Origin of the sequence: Actinophytocola sp. (genome assembly GCF_050699935.1) — a bacterium.
Classification (GTDB): domain Bacteria; phylum Actinomycetota; class Actinomycetes; order Mycobacteriales; family Pseudonocardiaceae; genus Actinophytocola.
Map to the genome: position 1 here is coordinate 13,726 of NZ_JBOHGB010000019.1, position 13,308 is coordinate 27,033.

15 protein-coding genes are annotated in these 13,308 nt (G+C 71.3%); 7 read left to right on the plus strand and 8 right to left on the minus strand.

What is annotated here, in order from left to right; genetic code table 11:
* Positions 1 to 3: 3 nt before the first annotated feature.
* Positions 4 to 1,500, minus strand: a complete 1,497-nt coding sequence (locus ACRDTB_RS09640; RefSeq protein ID WP_431429685.1) for an acyl-CoA synthetase — start codon at positions 1,498 to 1,500, stop codon at positions 4 to 6.
* A gap of 153 nt (positions 1,501 to 1,653) precedes the next feature.
* Here ACRDTB_RS09640 and ACRDTB_RS09645 point away from each other — a divergent pair, with 153 nt between their 5' ends.
* From ACRDTB_RS09645 to ACRDTB_RS09670, 6 genes are all read left to right on the plus strand, one after another.
* The gene (locus ACRDTB_RS09645; protein WP_431429686.1) at positions 1,654 to 2,148 is read left to right on the plus strand and encodes a S24/S26 family peptidase; all 495 of its coding nucleotides are present in this window, start codon (positions 1,654 to 1,656) and stop codon (positions 2,146 to 2,148) included.
* Positions 2,126 to 2,431, plus strand: a complete 306-nt coding sequence (locus ACRDTB_RS09650; RefSeq protein WP_431429687.1) for a hypothetical protein — start codon at positions 2,126 to 2,128, stop codon at positions 2,429 to 2,431. Before ACRDTB_RS09645 ends, ACRDTB_RS09650 begins: the two co-directional genes overlap by 23 nt.
* A gap of 39 nt (positions 2,432 to 2,470) precedes the next feature.
* Entirely contained in the window at positions 2,471 to 2,929 is a 459-nt protein-coding gene (locus ACRDTB_RS09655) for an oxidoreductase (protein ID WP_431429688.1), read from the plus strand.
* A 108-nt stretch (positions 2,930 to 3,037) separates the two neighbouring features.
* Positions 3,038 to 4,435, plus strand: a complete 1,398-nt coding sequence (locus tag ACRDTB_RS09660; RefSeq protein WP_431429689.1) for an FAD-binding oxidoreductase — start codon at positions 3,038 to 3,040, stop codon at positions 4,433 to 4,435.
* 131 nt (positions 4,436 to 4,566) lie between these two features.
* Positions 4,567 to 5,616, plus strand: coding sequence for a 5-methyltetrahydropteroyltriglutamate--homocysteine methyltransferase (locus tag ACRDTB_RS09665; RefSeq protein ID WP_431429690.1), 1,050 nt, complete (start codon positions 4,567 to 4,569; stop codon positions 5,614 to 5,616).
* A 221-nt stretch (positions 5,617 to 5,837) separates the two neighbouring features.
* The gene (locus tag ACRDTB_RS09670) at positions 5,838 to 6,242 is read left to right on the plus strand and encodes a phospholipase A2 (RefSeq protein WP_431429691.1); all 405 of its coding nucleotides are present in this window, start codon (positions 5,838 to 5,840) and stop codon (positions 6,240 to 6,242) included.
* An 87-nt stretch (positions 6,243 to 6,329) separates the two neighbouring features.
* On the opposite strand, the gene ACRDTB_RS09675 is transcribed toward ACRDTB_RS09670, so the two are convergent.
* The 5 genes from ACRDTB_RS09675 to ACRDTB_RS09695 all read right to left on the minus strand — a co-directional run bounded on the left by ACRDTB_RS09675 (position 6,330) and on the right by ACRDTB_RS09695 (position 10,558).
* Entirely contained in the window at positions 6,330 to 7,676 is a 1,347-nt protein-coding gene (locus ACRDTB_RS09675; RefSeq protein ID WP_431429692.1) for a serine/threonine-protein kinase, read from the minus strand.
* Positions 7,677 to 7,680: 4 nt separating this feature from the next.
* Positions 7,681 to 8,076 (minus strand): VOC family protein, encoded by a 396-nt coding sequence (locus tag ACRDTB_RS09680; RefSeq protein WP_431429693.1) that lies wholly within the window; start codon positions 8,074 to 8,076, stop codon positions 7,681 to 7,683.
* Complete coding sequence (locus tag ACRDTB_RS09685; RefSeq protein ID WP_431429694.1) at positions 8,073 to 8,921, minus strand: SAM-dependent methyltransferase; 849 nt, start codon at positions 8,919 to 8,921, stop codon at positions 8,073 to 8,075. Before ACRDTB_RS09685 ends, ACRDTB_RS09680 begins: the two co-directional genes overlap by 4 nt.
* A gap of 68 nt (positions 8,922 to 8,989) precedes the next feature.
* On the minus strand, positions 8,990 to 9,832 hold the full coding sequence (locus tag ACRDTB_RS09690) for a patatin-like phospholipase family protein (protein WP_431429695.1): 843 nt from the start codon (positions 9,830 to 9,832) through the stop codon (positions 8,990 to 8,992).
* Between the two features lie 18 nt (positions 9,833 to 9,850).
* Positions 9,851 to 10,558 (minus strand): hypothetical protein, encoded by a 708-nt coding sequence (locus tag ACRDTB_RS09695; RefSeq protein WP_431429696.1) that lies wholly within the window; start codon positions 10,556 to 10,558, stop codon positions 9,851 to 9,853.
* Positions 10,559 to 10,931: 373 nt separating this feature from the next.
* On the opposite strand from ACRDTB_RS09695, the gene ACRDTB_RS09700 reads away from it, so the two are divergent.
* Positions 10,932 to 12,038 carry a serine hydrolase domain-containing protein gene (locus tag ACRDTB_RS09700; RefSeq protein WP_431429697.1) on the plus strand — a complete coding sequence of 369 codons (1,107 nt, stop codon included), beginning with the start codon at positions 10,932 to 10,934 and terminating at the stop codon, positions 12,036 to 12,038.
* A gap of 72 nt (positions 12,039 to 12,110) precedes the next feature.
* Here the strand turns inward: ACRDTB_RS09700 and ACRDTB_RS09705 are convergent, their stop codons facing one another.
* Together ACRDTB_RS09705 and ACRDTB_RS09710 are read right to left on the minus strand one after the other, a co-directional pair.
* Positions 12,111 to 12,500: a histone-like nucleoid-structuring protein Lsr2 gene (locus ACRDTB_RS09705; RefSeq protein WP_431429698.1), complete on the minus strand. Its 390-nt coding sequence runs from the start codon at positions 12,498 to 12,500 to the stop codon at positions 12,111 to 12,113.
* A 239-nt stretch (positions 12,501 to 12,739) separates the two neighbouring features.
* Complete coding sequence (locus tag ACRDTB_RS09710) at positions 12,740 to 13,246, minus strand: cupin domain-containing protein (RefSeq protein WP_431429699.1); 507 nt, start codon at positions 13,244 to 13,246, stop codon at positions 12,740 to 12,742.
* Positions 13,247 to 13,308 lie beyond the last annotated feature (62 nt).

Below are 13,308 nucleotides of genomic sequence, written 5' to 3' on the forward strand. Positions count from 1 at the left end.
ACGTCAGCCGTCGCCGTAGGTGGCCCGCAGCCTGGTCTTGCGTACCTTGCCCGACCCGGTGCGGGGCAGCTCGGTCGCGAACACGACCGACGCCGGGATCTTGTACCTCGCGATCCGCGCGGCAAGGAACTCCCGCAGCTCGGCGGGCTCGACGCCGGCCCCGTCGCGCAGCACCACGACCGCCCGGCCGACCTCGCCCCACGTCTCGTGCGCGACGCCGATGACCGCGCAGTCCGCGACGGCCGGGTGCTGGCGGAGCGCGTCCTCCACCTCGGCCGGGTAGACGTTCTCGCCACCGGAGATGATCAGGTCCTTGATGCGGTCGCGGATGTAGAGGTACCCCTCGCCGTCGCCGACCGCCACGTCGCCGGTGCGCAGCCAGCCGTCGGCCGACAGGACGGCCGCGGTCTCGGCGGGCTTGTCCCAGTACCCGTGCATGACGTGCGGGCCCTGAACCACGACCTCGCCCGGCTCGCCCGGTGCGACGTCGGCGCCGTCCGGGCCGACCACGCGCACGTCGGTGAAGAAGCACGGCGTGCCGGCCGAGCCGACCTTGCGCCGGCTCTCCCCGGCACGCAGGAACAGCGCGCTCGGCCCGGACTCGGTGAGTCCGTAGCCCTGCAGGAAGGTCAGCCCGCGCGCCTGGTAGGTGGTGATGACCTGCTCGGGCACCGGCGCGCCACCGCAGATCATCGTGCGCACCGAGGCCAGGTCGGCGTCCGCCCAGCCGGGCGAGGCGGCGATGGCCTGGAACATCGCGGGCACGCCGAACAGGTAGGTGACGCGGTGCTCGGCGATCAGCTCGAGCGAGCGTGCCGGGTCGAAGGCCGGCATGAGCACGACCGTTCCGCCCTTGAGCAGCGTCGGCAGCACGGTCTGGTTGAGCGCGGCGACGTGGAACATCGGCGCGTTCACCAGGGTCACCTCGGCACTGGTGAGGTCGACGTCGATGAGCACGTTGAAGCTGTTCCAGTGGATGTTGGCGTGGGACAGCGCCGCGCCCTTCGGCCGCCCGGTGGTGCCCGAGGTGTACATGACGACCGCGATGTCCTCCTGGTCGACCGGCTCGTCGAGCGGGTCCTCCGGGGCGTCGGCCAGAAGCCGTTCGTAGGTGTCGAAGTCGATCACGTGCGGCACGACGTCGCGCAGGGCCGTCGCGGTCTCCCGGTGTGCGGGGGAGTGCACGAGCACCGTCGTGCCGCTGTCGCCGATGATGTAGGCCAGCTCGGCCGGGGCGAGCCGGGAGTTGAGCGGGAGGAAGATCGCGCCGAGCATGCCGGCGCCGAACAGCGTCTCCAGGAAGACCCCGTGGTTCGGCCCGAGGTAGGCGATCCGGTCCCCGCTGCCGACGCCGACGCGGGCGAGTGCGTGTGCCAACCTGGTGCAGCGCCGGTGCAGCCCGGCGTATGTCCACTTGCGACCGTCGGCCACCACTGCCGTGGCGTCGGGCGACATCCGCGCCCGGCGGGCGGTCCACGAGCCGATGCCTTGGTTACGCATGCGCCGGTCCCTTCCCCGTTCGGCGGGCATCAAAGGTAGGTACGGAACTGGTGACGGTCAACGATCCGTGGCGGCTGAGCTGGGCAGATGGAAATTCTGTAACCGAATGGAGGCACGGTGTCTTTCTTGATCGGTCGATACACTGTTTGAACTGTGCGACAGGGGTTGCTTGTACTGGCCGGCTTGGCCGCGGGCATCGGCGCCGCCCGGCTGGCGCTGCTCGTGATCAAAGTGGAGGGTGCGAGCATGGCGCCGACCTTCCGGTCCGGCGACACGGTGCTGACGATCCGCCGCACCCTGCGACCCACCGTCCGGCGCGGCGAGGTGGTCGTGTGCCGGCGGCCGGACGGCATGCCCGGGCCGTACTCGTACCTGATCAAGCGGGTCGTCGCGGTCGCCGGGGACCCGGTGCCGGGCGATCCGGGCGGCGAGGGCGAGACGATCTCCGCGGGCCGGATCTACGTGCGTGGCGACGGCGAGCGCAGCCTCGACTCACGGGCCTTCGGGGCCATTCCGGTGGATCACGTGGTCGGGCACGTGGTCGTCCGGCTCGCGCAGGCCCGGGCGGGCGAACCACGCACGCACGCGGTGGCCGGTGCCACGCCCGGCCTGCGATCGTCGAGCGATGCGGATACGGGTGGAGGCTGAGGCCGCAGCGGTGCGGGCGCGACTGGTCGCCCCGGACGACTACGCGGACTTCGCGGTGGAGCTGGCGGTCGGCGCCGAGGCGGCGGCTGCGGCGCTGGCCGGCCGGCTCGAGCTGACCGGCGACCAGGCGTGGGTCGAGGAGTCGTGGCTGCGCGAGCTGGGCGCGTACGACGCGGACCACCGCCGCGAGCCGTACGAGCGCATGCTCGACTACGCCCGCGACCACGGCTGGCTCGACGCGCGCGGGCGCATCGCCGCACACGTCGTCCGCGCCGGAGCGTGAGGCTGGCGTTTCACCCCGACCGTGTGCGAGCCTGCCCGCGTGCGTCCGACGCTGTACGAGTTCGCCGGTGGTGAGCCCGCGTTCCTGGCCCTCGCCACGGCGCACCACGCGCGCTGCCTCGCCGACCCGGAGCTGAACCACCCGTTCTCCCATCCCGACCAGCACCCGCGGCACGTCGAGCGGCTGGCCCACTACTGGGCGGAGGTCCTCGGCGGCCCGCCGCGGTTCTCCGAGTCGTGCGGGGACCACTCGGCTGTCATGCGCATGCACAGCGGCGAGGGGGAGATCACCGACCTCGGCCGCCGGTTCTACGAGTGCTTCGTCGCCGCGATGGACGACGCCGGGCTTCCCGAGGACCCCGAGTTCCGCGCGGCGATGCGGGCGTACATGAGGGCCGCGGTGGACGAGGTGCTGTCCTACGGAGACGAGCCGCCGGCGGCCGGGCTGCCCATGCCGCACTGGTCCTGGGACGGCCCCGTCGCCGCCTGGCCCAGGTGATCGCCCGCACAAGCTCCCGGTTCGTCAAGGACTTTCGGACGGCGTTTCCGTAACGGGTCGGCGAACTCCCGCGACCCCCGACTATCGGGGAATCGCTAGGAGCTGCGCATGACGAGAAATCTGCTCGAACCGGCGTCGATCGATGCTCTCCGCGCGGGGTTCGGCGGTCGGGTCGTGACCACCTCGGACGCCGACTACGAGGACGTGCGTGCCGTCTTCAACTCGATGATCACCGCCCGGCCGCAGGTGATCGCCCAGGTCGAGACCGCCGCGGACATCCCGATCGCGCTCGACTTCGCCCGGATGAACCGCCTCGACGTCGCGATCCGCAGCGGCGGGCACAGCGTCGCGGGCGCGAGCCTGGCCGACGGCGGGCTCGTGATCGACTTGCGCCGGCTCGACGACGTCCGGGTCGACCCCGACCAGCGCACCGTGCGCGTCGGCGGCGGCGCGGTGTGGGCCGATGTGGACCGGGCGACCCAGCACCACGGCCTCGCGACCACCGGTGGCCGGGTGTCCACGACCGGCGTCGCCGGGCTGACCCTGGGCGGCGGATCCGGCTGGATCGAGCGCAAGTTCGGCCTCGCCTGCGACAACCTCCTCTCGGTCGACCTCGTCACCGCCGACGGCCGCCGGCTGACCGCGAACGAGCAGGAGAACCAGGAGCTGTTCTGGGCGCTGCACGGCGGGGGTGGCAACTTCGGCATCGCGACCGCGTTCACGCTGCGGCTGCACGAGCTGCCGGACTTCTCGATGGCGCTGCTGGTGTGGCCGGCGGACCAGAGCCGCGCGGTCGCCACGGCGTACCGGTCGCTGCTGGCCGACGCGCCCGACGAGGCCGGCGGCGGGCTCATCTATCTCACCGGCCCGGCCGAGGAGTTCGTGCCGGCACACCTGCACGGCACGCTGTGTGCCGTGGTGCTGGTGACCTACTGCGGTCCCGAGGCCGAGCTGCGTGAGCTCATCGCCCCGCTGCTCGCCATGGCGCCGGAAGGCCGGCTGATCACCGACATCCCCTACGTGGAGTTCCAGTCGATGCTCGACGACCCGCCCGGGTACCGGAACTACTGGTCGGCCGAGCATCTGAAGGACCTCCCGGACGAGGCGCTGGACCGGTTCTGCGAGCGGGCCTACGACATGATCGTCCCGTCACCGTCGCAGCACCTCCTGTTGCCGCTCGGCGGCGCGGTGGCGCGTGGCGCGGCGTGGCCGGGTTTCAGCCGGAACGACTCGTGGATGGTCCACCCGCTGGGCCTGTGGTCCGACCCGGCCGACGACGACCGCGCGCGGGCGTGGGCGCGCAACCTCCAGGCGGACGTCCGCCCGTGGTCGACCGGCGACGTGTACCTCAACTTCATCGGCGACGAGGGCGAGGAGCGGGTGGTGGCCGGCTACGGGCTGGACAACTACCGGCGGCTCGCGAAGCTGAAGGCCGAGCTCGACCCGGACAACGTGTTCAACCGGTGGCACAACGTGCGCCCGGCGCGGGCGGGGACCGGCGTCTGACGCGGCGACCCTCCGCTGCGGCAACCCGCTGGCGCGGGAACCGTGGTACCCGGAGCATTGCCCCACCCGCGGCGCTGGCCGACGATGTCAGGGCGACCCACTCCGGACCGCCCTGACATCGAGGAGCGCCCGTGCCTTCGTTGCCCCTGCTGCCGACGTCGCTGGTCGGCAGCTACGCCCAACCCGAGTGGCTGATCGACCGTTCGAAGCTCGCCGGGCGCTTTCCGCCGCGGGTGCGGGCGAAGGAGCTGTGGCGGGTCGCGCCGGAGTACCTCGCCCAGGCCCAGGACGACGCGACGCTGCTCGCGATCCATGCCCAGGAGCGGGCCGGCCTGGACATCGTCACCGACGGCGAGATCCGGCGGGAGAGCTACTCGAACCACTTCGCCACCGAGCTCGACGGTGTCGACGTGGACAACCCCGGCACGGCACTCGACCGCAGCGGCCATCCCAACCCGGTCCCGCGGATCACCGGCCCGATCCGCCGATCGCGCCCGGTCGAGGTCGGCGACCTGGCGTTCCTGCGCGCCAACACGACGCACGTCGTGAAGATGACCGTGCCCGGCCCGTTCACGATGAGCCAGCAGGCGCAGAACGACCACTACCCGGACCTCGAGGCGGCCGCGATGGGCTACGCGGCCGCGGTCAACGCGGAGGTTCGCGACCTGTTCGCCGCGGGCGCGGACATCGTGCAGATCGACGAGCCGTACATGCAGGCCCGCCCCGACGCGGCGCGCGCGTACGGCCTGGCCGCCCTTAACGCCGCGCTGGACGGTGTCGCCAGCACTGTCACCGGCACGACCGCGGTGCACATCTGCTTCGGCTACGCGGCGATCATCCACGAGCGGCCCTCCGGCTACTCGTTCCTCCCGGAGCTCGCCGGCTGCCCGGTGGACCAGATCTCGATCGAGACCGCACAGTCCGGACTGGACCTCGGCGTGCTGTCCGACCTGTCCGAGAAGACGATCATTCTCGGCGTGATCGACCTGTCCGACCACGACGTGGAGCCGGCGTCGGTGGTGGCGGGACGGGTGCGGCGGGCCTTCGACCGGATGCCGCCGGAGCGGCTCGTGATCGCCACGGACTGCGGGATGAAGTACCTGCCCCGCGAGTCCGCGGAGGGCAAGCTGCGTGCCATGGCCGAGGCGGCGCGCCTGCTGCGCGCGGAGCTGGGCTCCTGAGTCCGGCAAGAATGCACGTGCGGTAACTCCAGGCTCGTGCGGTGCCCGGAATAGTTGGTCCTCGCCACTCACAAGAGTGGACGGGTGCGCATTTCCCATCGCCAACGCGATTTGTGCTGTTATCTTTCCGAACGGTGATGCTGCCCGATACGGGATGGTGCTCCTTGGGGAATTCCTCAGCGCGGAGATTCCAGTGCAAAGGAAGTGGGGAAATGTCAAGAATGCGATTCGCCGGTGTTGTCGTCGGTGTCCTGGCGCTCGTCGTGCTGGGTGCCGGAACGGCGGGGGCTACGACCACGTCCACCGGCGGTGGTGTGGTGGAAACGGTTCGGGCGCCGGCCAAGCTGGCCTACGGGGACGGTTGTACCAAGGTGCCGGACTCGTACCTCGGGGCCAACTTCCGGCCGGCTTGCGACAAACACGACAACTGCTACAGCAGCGATAGCAGCACGGACCGGCTGGATTGCGACAAACGACTCGCGGTCAACCTCGTGAAGGCTTGCAAGGCCGAATTCGGAAAGTACAACCCGCTGCGGTACAGCTGTATCGACATGGCGGGCAAATACTACCTCGGCGTACGTGCGTTCGGTGAGTCGCACTACGACGGGACAGGTGATCCCAGCTAGCGCGGTATCCGCCTGGAAGGACGCCATCCGGACACTCAGCGTCTGGAAGGCGTCCTTCCAGGCCGTTCAGCCGGGGCCGGGCCGCGCTCAGGTGCCCTCGCAGTCGACGGGCGGTGCGTCGCGTGACTCGTTCGCCGCGTCGACGGTCATTCCGAAGGACGTCGAGCCGCCCACCGGGACCGTCATGTTCCACTCCGCGTTCGTGACCGTCACCGACGTGACCCCCTCGACGGCTTCCTCGTCGCCCACGCCGTTCCACACGTTGTTGATCTCGTGCCCGTCCGGCATCGTCCAGCGGACCGCCCAGCCGGTGATCGTCGCGTCGCCGTCGTTGCGGACGGTCACCTCGGCCTCGTAGCCGTCCGGCCACGAGTTCGTGATCTCGAACCGGGCCACGCATACCGGGACAGGCGGGGAGGACGGCGTGGTCGTCGGGGAGGCCGTGGCCGGCCCCGGCGCGGGCGCGCCGGACGACTCCGGGTCGCCGATCAGCACGCCCACGGCGACACCGGCGGCCACCAGGCCCGCCGCGGCGGTCCCGGCCACGACGGTGCGCCGCGACACCCGCCGGGCGGGCAGCACCAAGGTGGGCGTCCGCGGCTCGTACTCCGGCAGCGGCTCTCCCCGGACCGCGGCGGCCAGCGCGTCGAGCGCGCCGCGCATGTCAGGGCGCTTCGCCGGGTCGCGGTGCAGCAGCCACATCACCAACCCGGAGAGCTGCCCGGCCCGGTGCGGCGGACGCACGTCGCCCGCCGCCACCTTGTGCAGCATCGCGATCGGGTTCTCGTCCACCCCGAACGGCGGCTCGCCCTCCAGCGCGGCGTACAGCGTGGCGCCGAAGGAGAACACGTCCGACCGGACGTCCGCCTCCTGGCCGCCGGCCACCTCGGGCGCGAGGTAGGCGGGCGTCCCGGGCATGAACCCGGTGGCGGTGACCCGCGCGTCGCCGGCCGCGCGGGACAGCCCGAAGTCGGTGAGCTTCGCGGTGCCGTCCTCGGTGATGAGCACGTTGTCCGGCTTGACGTCCCGGTGCACGATGCCCGCCGCGTGCGCCTCCGCCAGGGCACCGGCGACCTGCGCGCCGATCGCCGCCACCTCGTCCGGCGGCAGCACACCCCGCTCGATCACCGCACCCAGGCTCTCCGCCGGCAGGTACTCCATGACCAGGCACGGCCGCCCGTCGTGCGCGACGACGTCGTACACCGCGATCGCGTTGGGGTGCCGCAGCCCGCCCGCGATCCGCCCCTCCCGGATCACGCGAGTGTTGGCCTCCTCGGCCTTCGGGTCGTCGGGCGCGGCGTGCAGCAGCAGCTCCTTGACCGCCACCGCGCGGTCGAGCCGCTCGTCGTGGGCGCGCCACACGACCCCCATCCCGCCGCCCCCGATGAGCGAGACGATGTGGTACCGGTCCGCGATCAGGTCACCCGGCTCCATCGGGTCACCTGGTGGACTGGAACAGCTCGATCGGGTTGCCCGACGGATCGTCGACGAGCACCTGCTTGCCGCCCACACCGGTCACGACGTCGTTGCGGAACACCGTGCCCGCCTCGCGCAGCCGGGCGACCTCGGCCTCGACGTCCTCGACGTCGAGGGAGATCCGGTTCCAGCCACCGGGCTCCGGGGCCCGGCCGTCCGGCATGGCCTGACCGCCGCCGGCCGGACCGCCGGGTGCCGACAGTACGAGCCGCAGCGGGCCGCGGGCCAGCATCGCGAACGTCGGCGCCGGGTGCATGACCTCGGTGAACCCCAGCAGGCCGGTGTAGAACGCCAGCGCCGCGTCGACGTCGTGCACGATGTACCGCACGCGAACCGTGTCTCCCGCCGGCTGGCTCATGGCTTGCGCCCCACCGCCCCGACGATGCATCGCGCCGCACCGCTCAGGGGCGTCAGCCGCGGCCCGTCCGGCCACCACTCGTCGCACGGCGCCGGGCCGGGCTCGGCGAGCGCGTTGGGCTTGATCAGCTCTAGTCCCTCCAGCATCGCCACGATCTCCGTGCGGGTGCGGAACCGGCCCGCGCCCATCGGCCCGTTCACGAGGATATTCTCGATGCGCCGGGCGATCTCGGTCAGCTCCGGCACCTCCGGGTCGAAGAAGTGCGAGAACACGACGTAGCTGCCGGGCGCGAGCGCGTCGATGTACTGCCTCATCACCGCCGGCCCGCTGTCACCCTCGAGGTGGTGCAGCGTGCCGACCTGCAGCAGCACGACCGGGCGGGAGAAGTCGATGCCGCGCAGCACGGTCTCGTTCTCCAGCACCTCGGGCGGCACGAAGATGTCGGCGGACACCATGTGCACGTTGTCGTTGCTCTCGAGCAGCGCCCGGCCGTGTGCGAGCACCACCGGGTCGTTGTCGATGTACACGACGCGTGCCTCGTCGTTGTAGCGCTGCACGATCTCGTGCGTGTTCTCCGCGGTCGGCAGGCCGGACCCGCAGTCGAGGTACTGGTCGAGGCCGGCCTGGACGGCGAGGAACCGGCACGCGCGGTTGAGGAAGCCACGGTTGCCGCGGGCGATGTCCACCGCCTCCGGCACCGCGGCGTTGATCTTGTTCATCACCTGCCGGTCGACGTCGTACACGTCCTTCCCACCGAGGAACCCGCCGTACACGCGGGCGATGCTCGGCCGGGTCGGGTCCACGCCCACCGGAATCTGGCTCGGTGACCTCGTCGGCGTATCCATGCTCTCGTCCTCACAAAGGAGCTCGACCGTCAGTGAACACACAGAGTAGCTCGATGTGTTCGCACGGCCTACGTCCATACCGAACGCACCCGGTCGACGAAGGAGGCGGCCTGCGTGCGGCCGGCCCGCGCGGCACCCGCGCGCCGGGCGGGGTCGAGCAGGTTGCGCCCGAACGCCTTGCGCGCTGCCGCGTCCGGGGTCACGAGCTCCACCCGCGAGCTCGCGCGCAGCCGCTCGACCAGCCGGGCCGCGCCCGTGCCCATGCCGTGGGGGAGCGGCGCGAGCACGACGACCCGCTCGTAGCCGGCGGCGAGGTCGGCGTTCGTGCCGGAGCGGACGCCGCCGTCCATGTAGCGCCGGCCATCGATGGTGACCGGTGGCCAGACGCCGGGCACCGCGCAGCTCGCCGCCACCACGCGCGCCAATGGCACCCCGGCGGTGCGGTCGAAGACGCGGAACTCGCCGGTCTCGACGTCGACCGCGGTGATCCGCAGCGCCCGGTCCGGCCACTCGCGTACCGGCAGCCTGGACTCGATCACGTCGACCCGGTCCGCCTCCGGCACCGTGCCGGCGTGCGCGGCGAGCCTGCCGATCCGCGCCCGAACCTTGTGCGGCGCCCGCGGGCCGGCGACCATCGCGAACCCGTAGCGCAGCAGCAGCCCGGGCCCGAACGCCGCGGCGATCTCGCCGTCCGGTGGGGCGAGCTGCACCTGGTAGCGCTCCTCGGGGTCCAGCCCGCTCGCGACCTGCGCGCCGACCACCGAGCCGGCGGACGTGCCCACGACGAGGTCGGCGTCGCCGAGATCCACACCGCCCGCCGCGAGCCCCGCCAGGATTCCCCACTCCCAGGCGATCCCGGTGATCCCGCCGCCGCCGAGGACGAGTGCGCGCCGTGTCATGGGCCCAGTCATGCGACCATCATGGACCCGTCACGGCCGGGCGAGCAGGTCCAATGCGGCACGCCCGGGCTGACCGGTCAGGTCCCAGTCGACCGCGCCGAGCAGGAACGCGATGATCGCGTCGGCGAGGACGCTCGCGCCCTTCCAGCGGTTGGCCGCCTGCTCGTCCGGGTGGGTCCGGTGGCGCAGCACGAAACCGTCCAGCATCGCCTGCAGCACCGACGACATCCGGTGATGAGTCCACTCCGGACGCATGACGAGGTCCTGCCCCTGGGCGAGCCGGCGGTAGATGCCGTGCCAGACGGTGGTGGCCGCGCGCGAGGCCGGCACCAGCGCGCCGGACAGCTGCGGGTGCCGCGGCAGCAGCGGACCGAGGTGGAGGATGAGGAAGCTCCGCGGGTGGCGCACGAGGTCGGCGAGAAGCTCGTCGGCGGTGTTGATGACGACGCGGGAAAGCGGTGCGGCCGGATCGACCACGGGGGTCTCGTATTCCCGCAGCAGCGCGTAGACGACCGCGTCCGGCAGGAACTCCGCGCGTGTCGGCCAGCGGCTGAAGAAGGCCCGCCGGCTCGCGCCCTGGCCCCAGGACGGCGCCAGCCGGATCACGTCCTCGACGCGCAACCAGTCAAGCGCGGCGGGGAACCGTATGTGCCGCAGGCGGTTCGACTCGTCCTCGTCGAACGGCTCTGCCCGCAGGTAGCCGTCGAGGAGATCCGCGGCGACGTCGAGAAAGCACACCGCCGTGGCATCGTGACGGGACGGAGCTGATCGCGGACCCACCGGTGGCATTCCTCCATGCGGCGTGCGGACCACCGACAAGTGTGGCGACCACGGAGATCAACAGCAGCCCCGCATCCGAGTGAAGAGAATTCGACGGTTCGGCACGCTCTGTAAGCGCCTTCATTGTAGGTTCGCCCGACGAACGAGCAGTGGACGCTTTCCCGAGGCGTGCGGAACTACGGCGAGCGCCGAAACCTCTTTGGTGCCCGTGTGCCTGCCCGCGTCGCCGTTCGCGTGGGACCAGGTCAAGCGCTGTGTCGAGAATGGTCCGAGCGCTCCGACTTACCGCCGAGGAGGCGCCGGCGACCGGCGCCGCGACCGAAGGAATGACATGAGCGATCTTTCCGAGCAGATCCAGGTGCTCCTCGAGGGCATGGTGGAGTCCGGGGCCGAGAACGGCGTGCAGGCCGCCGTCTACCGGCGTGGCGAGCTGGTGGCCGACGTCGCCGTCGGGGCGGCCGACCCGGCGACCGGGCGGCCGGTCACGCCGGACACCGTCTTCTTCGCGGCCTCGACGGCGAAGGGTGTCGCCGCGACCGTCGTCCACGTCCTGGCCGAGCGCGGCGTGCTCGACTACGACACGCGGATCGCCGAGCTGTGGCCGGAGTTCGGCGCGCACGGCAAGGACCGCGCCACCGTGCGGCACGCGCTGACGCACTCCGCCGGCGTGCCGGCGTTGCCCAAGGACCTCGCCGCGGACACCATCACCGACTGGGACGCCATGTGCGCGCTCACCGCCGGCCTCGAGCCGCGCTGGGTGCCGGGGGAACGCGCCGGCTACCACCCGCTCACCTTCGGCTTTCTGCTCGGCGAGATCGTGCGCCGGGCCACCGGCAGGCCGATCTCGCGGGTGCTCGCCGAGGACGTGGCGGGGCCGCTGGGCGTGGCCGACGAGCTGTACTTCGGCGTGCCCGCCGCGGCGCACGGCCGGCTGGCCCGGTTCACCGACGATCCCGCCGGGGCCGCGATGTTCGCCTCGGTGGCGGCGGACCTACCGCTGTTCAACGCCGGCCCGCCCGACCTCACGCCCGGCGCCACGCTCGCCAACCGCACCGATCTGCTCGCCGCCGACGCGCCCTCCTGGGGCGTGCTGTCCGCCCGCGCCGTCGCCCGCATGTACGCCGCGCTCCTCGACGAGGTCGACGGCGTGCGCCTGGTCTCGCCGGCGCGGCTGCGGGCCATGAGCACGGTGGCGACGAGCGGCACCGACGAGATGACCGGCGCCCCCGCGCATTACGGCCTGGGCTACACGGTCGGCACCCTCGGCCAGCGCCCGGTCGCCCCGACGGTCTTCGGCATGGTCGGCGTCGGCGGCAGCGCGGCGTACGCGGACACCGCCACCGGGATCACGGTCGCGGTGACCAAGAACCGCTTCAATCCCGTCGAGATCAACGCCTACGACCGGGTTCACGAGCTCGCCGTCGCCGTTCTCTCCTGACCGGCCCGTCCGCCGTGGAAATGCGAAGGCCCGGCCGGATTTCTCCGGCCGGGCCTTCGCGGGGGCGTTCGGTCAGCCCTTCTTCGCACGCGAGCGGCGCTTGGTCGAACCGCCGGCCTTCTCCTCCTGCTGAGCCTGGCGGTATGACTCGGCGACATGAGCGGGAATCCGGCCGCGGGCGGCGAGTTCGATGCCGTTCGCCTGCGCCCATTCCCGAATCTGGCTCGCGTCGTTGTTCGCCGCGCCATTGCGGCCGGTGCCGGAGCCGCGCTTGATGCGCCCGCCCGTGCGGCGGCCGGAATTGACGTAATCCGCGAGCGCGCCGCGGAGTCGCTCGGCATGGGAATCTGTGAGGTCGATCTCGTATGTCACGCCGTCCAGCCCGAACTGTACGGTGCTAACGCTGCCCGACGCCGTACCGTCAAGGTCGTCGACCAGCTGAACAAGAACCTTCTGAGCCATTGAAGAGCACCTTCTGAGACGTGGGTTGCGAACACAACTATCAGTTCGAGACAAACAGTATCAATAAATTCGGTCTGCTCCAAGTGGACTGTCAAATTGTGGGAATACGCAACGTCGCGTGCTGCTTGCGGAGGGCAAGTTGCAGCGCCCCTGACAGGGCCGACCCGTCTCGGACCGTGAGGATTCCGCTTCGGGGAGTGGTCGTGTCGCGCTCGACGTGGAAATGCCGGACCCGTCGCTCAGGCGTGCGGCGACCGTATAAGGGCCGTGATCAATTCCGCCCGGTGCGGCCAGCGCTCGACGAGCTCGCCGGCATTCGGGCGTTCGAAGTCGCTCGGTACGAAACCCGGGGCCATCGTGTTGCCGTACACGCCGTATTCCCCACCGGGACGAAGTCGTGCACCCATCCAGGTGCCGTGCGGAACGACCGTTTGGACGCGTTGCCCATTCAGCACGTCCGTGCCGAGTATCACCAGCTCGTCGCGTCCGTCGGGATGCAGCAGCAGCAACTCGATCGGGTCGCCGAGGTAGAAATGCCAGACCTCGTCGGTCGGCAGGCGGTGCATGTCGGAAAAGGAGCTCTCGTCCGCCGTGAGCAACGCGACCATCGCGGTGCCGAGCGGCTTACCGTCCGCGCCCCTGATCGGCGACTCGTACGTGGCAGTGAAGAGCACGTCCTCCTGGGGCATCAGCGACGTGAGCCGCCACAGCTCCCGCAGCTCCGCCACGGTGGGTTTTCTCGTCATTTCCGGCACCTTCCCACGAGGGCAGCGTTGTGACGAAAGGATCACGGCCGCAACCCGCGTCG

Excerpts from the sequence above, each read along its gene's own strand:
- ACRDTB_RS09690 (WP_431429695.1), bottom strand. The coding sequence starts at position 9,832 with ATGACTGGGCCCATGACACGGCGCGCACTCGTCCTCGGCGGCGGCGGG.
- ACRDTB_RS09650 (WP_431429687.1), top strand. The coding sequence starts at position 2,126 with ATGCGGATACGGGTGGAGGCTGAGGCCGCAGCGGTGCGGGCGCGACTG.
- ACRDTB_RS09680 (WP_431429693.1), bottom strand. The coding sequence starts at position 8,076 with ATGAGCCAGCCGGCGGGAGACACGGTTCGCGTGCGGTACATCGTGCAC.
- ACRDTB_RS09675 (WP_431429692.1), bottom strand. The coding sequence starts at position 7,676 with ATGGAGCCGGGTGACCTGATCGCGGACCGGTACCACATCGTCTCGCTC.
- ACRDTB_RS09700 (WP_431429697.1), top strand. The coding sequence starts at position 10,932 with ATGAGCGATCTTTCCGAGCAGATCCAGGTGCTCCTCGAGGGCATGGTG.
- ACRDTB_RS09640 (WP_431429685.1), bottom strand. The coding sequence starts at position 1,500 with ATGCGTAACCAAGGCATCGGCTCGTGGACCGCCCGCCGGGCGCGGATG.
- ACRDTB_RS09670 (WP_431429691.1), top strand. The coding sequence starts at position 5,838 with ATGCGATTCGCCGGTGTTGTCGTCGGTGTCCTGGCGCTCGTCGTGCTG.
- ACRDTB_RS09660 (WP_431429689.1), top strand. The coding sequence starts at position 3,038 with ATGACGAGAAATCTGCTCGAACCGGCGTCGATCGATGCTCTCCGCGCG.
- ACRDTB_RS09710 (WP_431429699.1), bottom strand. The coding sequence starts at position 13,246 with ATGACGAGAAAACCCACCGTGGCGGAGCTGCGGGAGCTGTGGCGGCTC.
- ACRDTB_RS09705 (WP_431429698.1), bottom strand. The coding sequence starts at position 12,500 with ATGGCTCAGAAGGTTCTTGTTCAGCTGGTCGACGACCTTGACGGTACG.
- ACRDTB_RS09685 (WP_431429694.1), bottom strand. The coding sequence starts at position 8,921 with ATGGATACGCCGACGAGGTCACCGAGCCAGATTCCGGTGGGCGTGGAC.